Annotated in this window: 8 protein-coding genes and 2 pseudogenes; 4 read left to right on the plus strand and 6 right to left on the minus strand. The window is 43.6% G+C overall.

All coding sequences use genetic code 11. The features are described from left to right. Positions 1-393: 393 nt before the first annotated feature. The 4 genes from FTU05_RS18135 to FTU05_RS16775 form a co-directional block, all read right to left on the minus strand. Positions 394-513 (minus strand): sigma-70 family RNA polymerase sigma factor, encoded by a 120-nt coding sequence (locus FTU05_RS18135; RefSeq protein WP_180136610.1) that lies wholly within the window; start codon positions 511-513, stop codon positions 394-396. Between the two features lie 127 nt (positions 514-640). Continuing rightward, the gene (locus FTU05_RS16765) at positions 641-1,549 is read right to left on the minus strand and encodes an Mph(B) family macrolide 2'-phosphotransferase (protein WP_180136611.1); all 909 of its coding nucleotides are present in this window, start codon (positions 1,547-1,549) and stop codon (positions 641-643) included. Between the two features lie 36 nt (positions 1,550-1,585). Then, positions 1,586-2,425, minus strand: a complete 840-nt coding sequence (locus tag FTU05_RS16770; protein ID WP_180136612.1) for an alpha/beta fold hydrolase — start codon at positions 2,423-2,425, stop codon at positions 1,586-1,588. Between the two features lie 324 nt (positions 2,426-2,749). Then, positions 2,750-3,712, minus strand: a complete 963-nt coding sequence (locus FTU05_RS16775) for a transposase (RefSeq protein ID WP_373685330.1) — start codon at positions 3,710-3,712, stop codon at positions 2,750-2,752. Positions 3,713-4,161: 449 nt separating this feature from the next. On the opposite strand from FTU05_RS16775, the gene FTU05_RS16780 reads away from it, so the two are divergent. Further along, positions 4,162-4,401 carry a BrxA family protein gene (locus FTU05_RS16780; RefSeq protein ID WP_001353740.1) on the plus strand — a complete coding sequence of 80 codons (240 nt, stop codon included), beginning with the start codon at positions 4,162-4,164 and terminating at the stop codon, positions 4,399-4,401. A 187-nt stretch (positions 4,402-4,588) separates the two neighbouring features. Here the strand turns inward: FTU05_RS16780 and intI2 are convergent. Then, positions 4,589-5,566: pseudogene (gene intI2, locus FTU05_RS16785) on the minus strand (class 2 integron integrase IntI2). 331 nt (positions 5,567-5,897) lie between these two features. Between intI2 and dfrA1 the strand changes: the two are divergent. The 3 genes and pseudogenes from dfrA1 to aadA1 all read left to right on the plus strand — a co-directional run bounded on the left by dfrA1 (position 5,898) and on the right by aadA1 (position 7,883). Further along, complete coding sequence (gene dfrA1, locus FTU05_RS16790) at positions 5,898-6,371, plus strand: trimethoprim-resistant dihydrofolate reductase DfrA1 (RefSeq protein WP_000777554.1); 474 nt, start codon at positions 5,898-5,900, stop codon at positions 6,369-6,371. 94 nt (positions 6,372-6,465) lie between these two features. Then, positions 6,466-6,990: a streptothricin N-acetyltransferase Sat2 gene (gene sat2 / locus FTU05_RS16795; protein ID WP_000704156.1), complete on the plus strand. Its 525-nt coding sequence runs from the start codon at positions 6,466-6,468 to the stop codon at positions 6,988-6,990. 57 nt (positions 6,991-7,047) lie between these two features. After that, positions 7,048-7,883: pseudogene (gene aadA1, locus FTU05_RS16800) on the plus strand (ANT(3'')-Ia family aminoglycoside nucleotidyltransferase AadA1). Positions 7,884-7,909: 26 nt separating this feature from the next. On the opposite strand, the gene FTU05_RS16805 reads toward aadA1, so the two are convergent. Beyond that, positions 7,910-8,221 (minus strand): hypothetical protein, encoded by a 312-nt coding sequence (locus tag FTU05_RS16805; RefSeq protein WP_180166111.1) that lies wholly within the window; start codon positions 8,219-8,221, stop codon positions 7,910-7,912. Between the last annotated feature and the right edge of the window lie 79 nt (positions 8,222-8,300).

Consider the following 8,300-nt stretch of genomic DNA (forward strand, 5'->3'; position numbering starts at 1 on the left):
CCAGCGTACGGCCCACAGAATGATGTCACGCTGAAAATGCCGGCCTTTGAATGGGTTCATGTGCAGCTCCATCAGCAAAAGGGGATGATAAGTTTATCACCACCGACTATTTGCAACAGTGCCGATAGTACCCCCTTGGCGGAAGGTTTCCTTCATGGAAAATCTCTTTCTTAATCTTTAATAAAACATTTATTCTTTAACTTTAGATTATAAATGAAAACTACGATCAATAAAACCTTCAAACAATGTAATAATTAAAAGTTTTATTCATTGTAATTTATAATGTTGCTGAAACTATTACTTTCAAAGTACAAGACAGGGAATAATAAAAAAGATCCCCTCAATGTGTAGGCAAGGAGGAGACCTTTTTGTCAACCATTTTTGAAAAATATTTTATTTTTCTTTCAAAATTCCTTTTATTTTTACTAATCTTTTAAATATGGCATTTTGTGAACAGTGCATCTTTCTTGCAATTTCACGCTGCGTATACCCTTCAATAGCCAATAAAGTCAAAACTTAATTCATCATTCATATTTCAAATACAATTTATGGAAACTCAAGACCTAATTATTGACTTATTACGTTGCAATATTTACCATAGTCGGTAGGTGGGAACATATCGATAACTACTTTACACCGCTTACGAACCTTGCACTTCCAATGCTTCCTTTGCCATCTGTTCATATTCCTCAATGCCAGACACTAATGCAAACTCAGCGATTGAAACTGGGTATGCTGCGTCAAGTTCGATAATATGCTCTTTCATTTTAGGCCAGTAATATCCACCAGCTTCCTTATAAGCAAGAATTAAAGCTTCTAACCCTTCTTCCCCAAAAGCTTTATAGTTGAAAACAAAGTCATTTGAAATATCTGTAACCTTAGCTTCAGTCCAATCGATTAATCCAGTCACATTAGCATCTTTATCAATCATAGTATGTCCAGCATGTACATCTCCATGAATCAGCCCAGTTTTCTTAGGCCACATATCATCATCATTCATCCATGCTTGCCATCTGTTCCATAGATTCTCACCTACCCCAAACTTTGCTCTTACCGCCTCCATACGCTGCTTCATTGACATTCTTGCTTCTTCCGGTGTGTGTACTACAATGTCAAGCTCCGTGGCTTTATTACTAGGTATGCTATGAAGCGCTGCTAGCAACCTACCTAGCGACTTGTGAAATAATTCTGGAACATTATTTATGTCTATCTCCCAAATATAGTTACCTATGTTATGATCTATCGTACCTGCTGGCACACCATCTAACTTTTTATAAGCTATTAGTTCCTCTGTGTAAATGATCCAGTTTGGTACCTGAAAGGATATAGCGTACTTATTTACCAAATCCAAAGCTTGTTTTTCTACCTTTGTTCTAGGCATCACATCTTCCCGTCTAGGCAATCTTAGAACCCAATCAATTCCATTATTATCTTGTGCAAAAACAGCTTGAAAATCAAGCCCTGATTCATTAAACTGTATCGTTTCTTCTTTTAGAAAAAGATTGTGTTTTTTTGCTATCTCAATTACTTGTTTAATATCTTTACTCATTAAAAATCACTCCCGACTTTAGCTTTTATATAGCAATTATAAACTTTCAGCATGCTTGGATAAAGCATTAATAATTTCATCCCAATCATCATTGTGTAGCTCATGCCCAGTACCATCCAGGCTAACTAGCACAGCATTAGATATAATTTTAGAAAGATGCTCTCCATGCTCATGAGGTATAATAGGATCATCAGTCCCATGAATAACTAGTGTAGGAACATTAATTTGATGGGTTCTAGATAAATATAATCCCCATCCTTTTACATATCCATGGTTTTCCATCCTCTCCATATTACTAGCTCGATCAAAATCCCTCCCAGCTAATTTCCTTATTTTCTCTTCATTAAATGGATGCTTAGTTCCTACGAGAACTTTACTCCTATCCATAACATACTTGATAACTTCCTCTTTATCTTCCCAGTTGTTGATGTTAATTTTGGCAAAAACTTCTGTTACTTTGCTATCCTTCTTAGGAAGACTAGAATCATAGTTCGATGTCATAACTAGTGAAATTGTAAGAACTCTATGGGGGTGTTTAAGAGCTACTATCTGCGTAATAATTCCACCCATCGACATACCGACTATGTGAGCCTTATCAACCCTATACGCATTTAGTACCTGAATTGCATCATCAGCTAAATCCTCAAAGGTATATTCTGGATGACCATACTCATAAGTAATTGATTTGCCTACATCCCGATTATCATAACGTATAACATGAAACCCTTGATTGCTTAGCTTCCTACAAAAGTCTTCTTCCCACCAAATCATTGATGAAGTAGCTCCCATTATTAATAAGATAGTTGGATCATTAGTATCTCCAAAACTCTCAGTACAAATATAAACATCATTAAAACGAATTATTCTTTCTGTCATAGATAACCACCTTCATATATCTTTATCTAGTCTAAATTAAAATCGAGTGACTCGATCAGCAACAGCTTCGAATAATAACTCTTTAATTCTTTCAGAGTATAGGAAGTATAAAGCACCTTTTCACCCCTAAGCTGAAGTATCATACCCGAAATTGCTGCTCATTTTTATTGCCTAAGCCCCAGAATTTAGCTTCACAGCGCCTAAAGCAGGTCGTATTTTGGTCGATTTGACCGAAAAGTGCCTGGCGAATGGATCTCTAGCCGACAGTTGCCCCACCGGCCTGCCGCAAAGGCTGACAGTGCATGGATTGAGAACTTAGGCGCGTCAATTAAATAGGCAAGTCTGCGATGGGTCGAACAGGCTGGGAGTCAGTGGCGGGGCTCGCTCTGGCGGCAATTCGTGCTGTTTGGCAGCGTCAACCTTAGCGGCTTTCTGCCTGAGGTAATTAAGAATCAGCTCAATCACCTTCGGGTCTTCAATGCTTGCAATCACTTTGACTTGGCCACCGCAGTGTTCACAGACCTCGATGTCGATGTTGAAAACACGCTTGAGTCGTTGCATCCAGGTCATAGCGCGGTGGCGCTCTGCGGGGCTCTTGTCACACCAGCCAGTATCGAGACCTTCCGATTGATCGGGCTTTTTGCCCCGCTTAGCGGGTGTTACTTGAACGCGGTGTTTGCTGTTCGGTGCAAAAAGCCCGTGGAATCGAGTAAGGTTGACCCTAGGCTTGGGTACCAAAGCCGCTAGCTTGGCAATGAAATCCAGTGGTTCGAAGATCACATGCGTAGTGCCATTGCGGTAAGGGGTTTTGAGCTCGTAGCGGATTTGTCCATTGGCGGTCAATGCCAGACGCTTTTCCGAGATCGCTGGCCGACTGATATAGCGACACAGGCGCTCAAGCTTATCTCGCTGATGCGCTTCGGCCATGACACCGGCGTGTAGCGAGAAGCCGGCATAGTTCGCCACTCGGCTGTTGGTGTCGGCCTGATTCTCTCGCCCCGGTAAGGTTTGTAGGGTGAAGACCTTGCGCCCCTGCTGAGGACCGGTGGCGATGCGATAGGTCACTGATGCGCCCTGCAGTTGCGTCAGCACATCGCCTTCCTCCTCTTCCAGAGTCAACCAGGTATTCTCGGCATCGCGCTCTAATACGCCTCGCTTTTCCAGACAGCGAGCAATGCGATGGCTAAGCGTGTGGACGAGGGTATTCAGCTCATCGTGGGTCGGCGCTGTGGGCGGACAAAATAGTTGGGAACTGGGAGGGGTGGAAATGGAGTTTTTAAGGATTATTTAGGGAAGAGTGACAAAATAGATGGGAACTGGGTGTAGCGTCGTAAGCTAATACGAAAATTAAAAATGACAAAATAGTTTGGAACTAGATTTCACTTATCTGGTTAACTAATCTAGCTAACCTGCCGCTCAGCTTAGTACGATCCTATATCCAACTGATCATAATCCTTTCATCAGTATCCCAAATTAAATCCCCCTCCTAGACTGCCTCACCAACACTTTACAGTGATCCCGTATTTCCGGACAGGTGATTGATTTTTTTCGCTTGTACAGGTGTTAAGCCACAGTTATCTTGATGTGGACATTATGCATTGTAATAGCCCATTAACATGCGCTAAGAGCATAAATTAATATACAGTAACAAGCATTACGAGGTGCTAATGTTTGGAAAGCAGCCTCTTCCAACTACAATAATAAGTTAACTATCCTCCACCCACAAATAATTACAAATGACCCCTTTCCGCTATAACTCCGATCTCACCAGCGGCTCGCTACAAACCCGAGAGTGTCGCATTATTACTGGCTTGTTACTCCAAGAGCTTGATGAAGCTGCCTGGGATAAAGCCATGTATAAGGAAAATGTGCTTCAGAAACGCACGCAATCTACGGTAAGACGTATTTCTTCAGCGCTTAGAAAACGCCTAGAACACCTAAGCTCTGACTTTTGGGCTTTTGCGTTTTTATGTTAGGCATTGTCTGGCAACTGGAGGAAGTGTAATGACCATGAATGGTCACTGTGATTGACAGTATCTTGCTTAAACTTATCTGAACAATGGTAGAACTGGCTCATATTTATCCCCTCTATGATTGTTTATCTTTTTCACCATAAAAAGTATCAGGGGCTACTCAGGGCTACATAAAGATATTTATCTACTTTTACTGATTGATAAGTAGCATCAGTCCATCCGCAGGACTGGTGGTGCCGGCAAAATGCTGACCCAACACATGCGTATAGATTTGCGTGGTCTTAACATCGTTATGCCCTAAGAGTTCTTGCACAGTGCGAATATCACGCCCCGCTTGTAATAGATGCGTAGCAAACGAGTGACGAAATGTATGACAAGTGACACGCTTGCTAACGATGCCTGCTTTTTGTACGGCTGCCTTCAATGCCTTTCGCGCAACGGAGTCATGCAGATGATGGCGGCATAATTTGCCGTTATACGGGTGGTTGCAGAGCGTGCTGGAGGGAAAGACAAACATCCACGCCGCTTGTCGATAAGCAGAAGGGTATTTGTGATCTAAAGCAAAAGGCAGCGATGGCCCTACGCCTTGTAAGTTGTCGTCTTGCTGAATAAGCCGCGCTTGCTCAATGAGTTATTTTATTGCTGGGATTAGGCGCGTGGGCAGTAGGCTGTTTCTGCTTTTCCCACCCTTACCGTCATGCACAGTGATGCAGCCATTATCAAAATCAAAATCTTTAACCCGCAAACGCAAGCATTCATTAATGCGCAAACCTGCACCATACAGCAGCGTAAAAATAACTTGGTTGCGAGTATCCATAACCTGCAAAATGCGTTGCACTTCATTTGCAGAGATAACAGAGGGTAGCCGTCTAGGCTTGCTTGCAGGGATATAATCAATATCGCCCAACGGCTGTTGTAAAAACCTGTTGTACAAAAAAGCTAGGGCATTTAAAGCGATTTTCTGCGTGTTTATGGCTACATGTCTGCTGTTTGCTAAGCTGGATAAAAACAGCCTGACCTCTTCACTGCCCATGGTCTGAGGATGACGTTTTTTGTGAAACAGAATAAAACGCTTAATCCAGTGCAGGTAAGTTTTTTCAGTTTTCAGCGCATAACCTTTTTGTCGCATATCCGTGCGTATAGAATTTAAAAATGGACTGTTAGACATAAAACGCTCCTTGTCTTGCAACTGTCTGCCTATACAGCCTATTCTAGCTGGGATTTAAAAAAGTGCCTGTTTTTTACGCCTAGAGATGCTTGTTTACCGGTAGAGTTTTAATTTAATGCTAAATAAATTAAAATGTTATGAGTTCTTTGGGTGAGATAATGTGCATCGTGCAAGCAGGATAGACGGCATGCACGATTTGTAATAACAGAGTGTCTTGTATTTTTAAAGAAAGTCTATTTAATACAAGTGATTATATTAATTAACGGTAAGCATCAGCGGGTGACAAAACGAGCATGCTTACTAATAAAATGTTAACCTCTGAGGAAGAATTGTGAAACTATCACTAATGGTAGCTATATCGAAGAATGGAGTTATCGGGAATGGCCCTGATATTCCATGGAGTGCCAAAGGTGAACAGCTCCTGTTTAAAGCTATTACCTATAACCAATGGCTGTTGGTTGGACGCAAGACTTTTGAATCAATGGGAGCATTACCCAACCGAAAGTATGCGGTCGTAACACGTTCAAGTTTTACATCTGACAATGAGAACGTATTGATCTTTCCATCAATTAAAGATGCTTTAACCAACCTAAAGAAAATAACGGATCATGTCATTGTTTCAGGTGGTGGGGAGATATACAAAAGCCTGATCGATCAAGTAGATACACTACATATATCTACAATAGACATCGAGCCGGAAGGTGATGTTTACTTTCCTGAAATCCCCAGCAATTTTAGGCCAGTTTTTACCCAAGACTTCGCCTCTAACATAAATTATAGTTACCAAATCTGGCAAAAGGGTTAACAAGTGGCAGCAACGGATTCGCAAACCTGTCACGCCTTTTGTACCAAAAGCCGCGCCAGGTTTGCGATCCGCTGTGCCAGGCGTTAGGCGTCATATGAAGATTTCGGTGATCCCTGAGCAGGTGGCGGAAACATTGGATGCTGAGAACCATTTCATTGTTCGTGAAGTGTTCGATGTGCACCTATCCGACCAAGGCTTTGAACTATCTACCAGAAGTGTGAGCCCCTACCGGAAGGATTACATCTCGGATGATGACTCTGATGAAGACTCTGCTTGCTATGGCGCATTCATCGACCAAGAGCTTGTCGGGAAGATTGAACTCAACTCAACATGGAACGATCTAGCCTCTATCGAACACATTGTTGTGTCGCACACGCACCGAGGCAAAGGAGTCGCGCACAGTCTCATCGAATTTGCGAAAAAGTGGGCACTAAGCAGACAGCTCCTTGGCATACGATTAGAGACACAAACGAACAATGTACCTGCCTGCAATTTGTACGCAAAATGTGGCTTTACTCTCGGCGGCATTGACCTGTTCACGTATAAAACTAGACCTCAAGTCTCGAACGAAACAGCGATGTACTGGTACTGGTTCTCGGGAGCACAGGATGACGCCTAACAATTCATTCAAGCCGACACCGCTTCGCGGCGCGGCTTAATTCAGGAGTTAAACATCATGAGGGAAGCGGTGATCGCCGAAGTATCGACTCAACTATCAGAGGTAGTTGGCGTCATCGAGCGCCATCTCGAACCGACGTTGCTGGCCGTACATTTGTACGGCTCCGCAGTGGATGGCGGCCTGAAGCCACACAGTGATATTGATTTGCTGGTTACGGTGACCGTAAGGCTTGATGAAACAACGCGGCGAGCTTTGATCAACGACCTTTTGGAAACTTCGGCTTCCCCTGGAGAGAGCGAGATTCTCCGCGCTGTAGAAGTCACCATTGTTGTGCACGACGACATCATTCCGTGGCGTTATCCAGCTAAGCGCGAACTGCAATTTGGAGAATGGCAGCGCAATGACATTCTTGCAGGTATCTTCGAGCCAGCCACGATCGACATTGATCTGGCTATCTTGCTGACAAAAGCAAGAGAACATAGCGTTGCCTTGGTAGGTCCAGCGGCGGAGGAACTCTTTGATCCGGTTCCTGAACAGGATCTATTTGAGGCGCTAAATGAAACCTTAACGCTATGGAACTCGCCGCCCGACTGGGCTGGCGATGAGCGAAATGTAGTGCTTACGTTGTCCCGCATTTGGTACAGCGCAGTAACCGGCAAAATCGCGCCGAAGGATGTCGCTGCCGACTGGGCAATGGAGCGCCTGCCGGCCCAGTATCAGCCCGTCATACTTGAAGCTAGGCAGGCTTATCTTGGACAAGAAGATCGCTTGGCCTCGCGCGCAGATCAGTTGGAAGAATTTGTTCACTACGTGAAAGGCGAGATCACCAAGGTAGTCGGCAAATAATGTCTAACAATTCGTTCAAGCCGACGCCGCTTCGCGGCGCGGCTTAACTCAAGCGTTAGAGAGCTGGGGAAGACTATGCGCGATCTGTTGAAGGTGGTTCTAAGCCTCGTACTTGCGATGGCATCGGGGCAGGCACTTGCTGACCTGCCAATTGTTTTAGTGGATGAAGCTCGTCTTCCCTATGACTACTCCCCATCCAACTACGACATTTCTCCAAGCAACTACGACAACTCCATAAGCAATTACGACAATAGTCCATCAAATTACGACAACTCTGAGAGCAACTACGATAATAGTTCATCCAATTACGACAATAGTCGCAACGGAAATCGTAGGCTGGCACTGTTGCAAAGTTAGCGATGAGGCAGCCTTTTGTCTTATTCAAAGGCCTTACATTTCAAAAACTCTGCTTACCAGGCGCATTTCGCCCAGGGGATCACCATAATAAAATGCTGAGGCCTGGC

This window comes from Acinetobacter sp. YH12049, from assembly GCF_013419875.1.
GTDB lineage: Bacteria > Pseudomonadota > Gammaproteobacteria > Pseudomonadales > Moraxellaceae > Acinetobacter > Acinetobacter amyesii.

Excerpts from the sequence above, each read along its gene's own strand:
- FTU05_RS16765 (WP_180136611.1), bottom strand. The coding sequence starts at position 1,549 with ATGAGTAAAGATATTAAACAAGTAATTGAGATAGCAAAAAAACACAAT.
- FTU05_RS16770 (WP_180136612.1), bottom strand. The coding sequence starts at position 2,425 with ATGACAGAAAGAATAATTCGTTTTAATGATGTTTATATTTGTACTGAG.
- sat2 (WP_000704156.1), top strand. The coding sequence starts at position 6,466 with ATGAAGATTTCGGTGATCCCTGAGCAGGTGGCGGAAACATTGGATGCT.
- FTU05_RS16780 (WP_001353740.1), top strand. The coding sequence starts at position 4,162 with ATGACCCCTTTCCGCTATAACTCCGATCTCACCAGCGGCTCGCTACAA.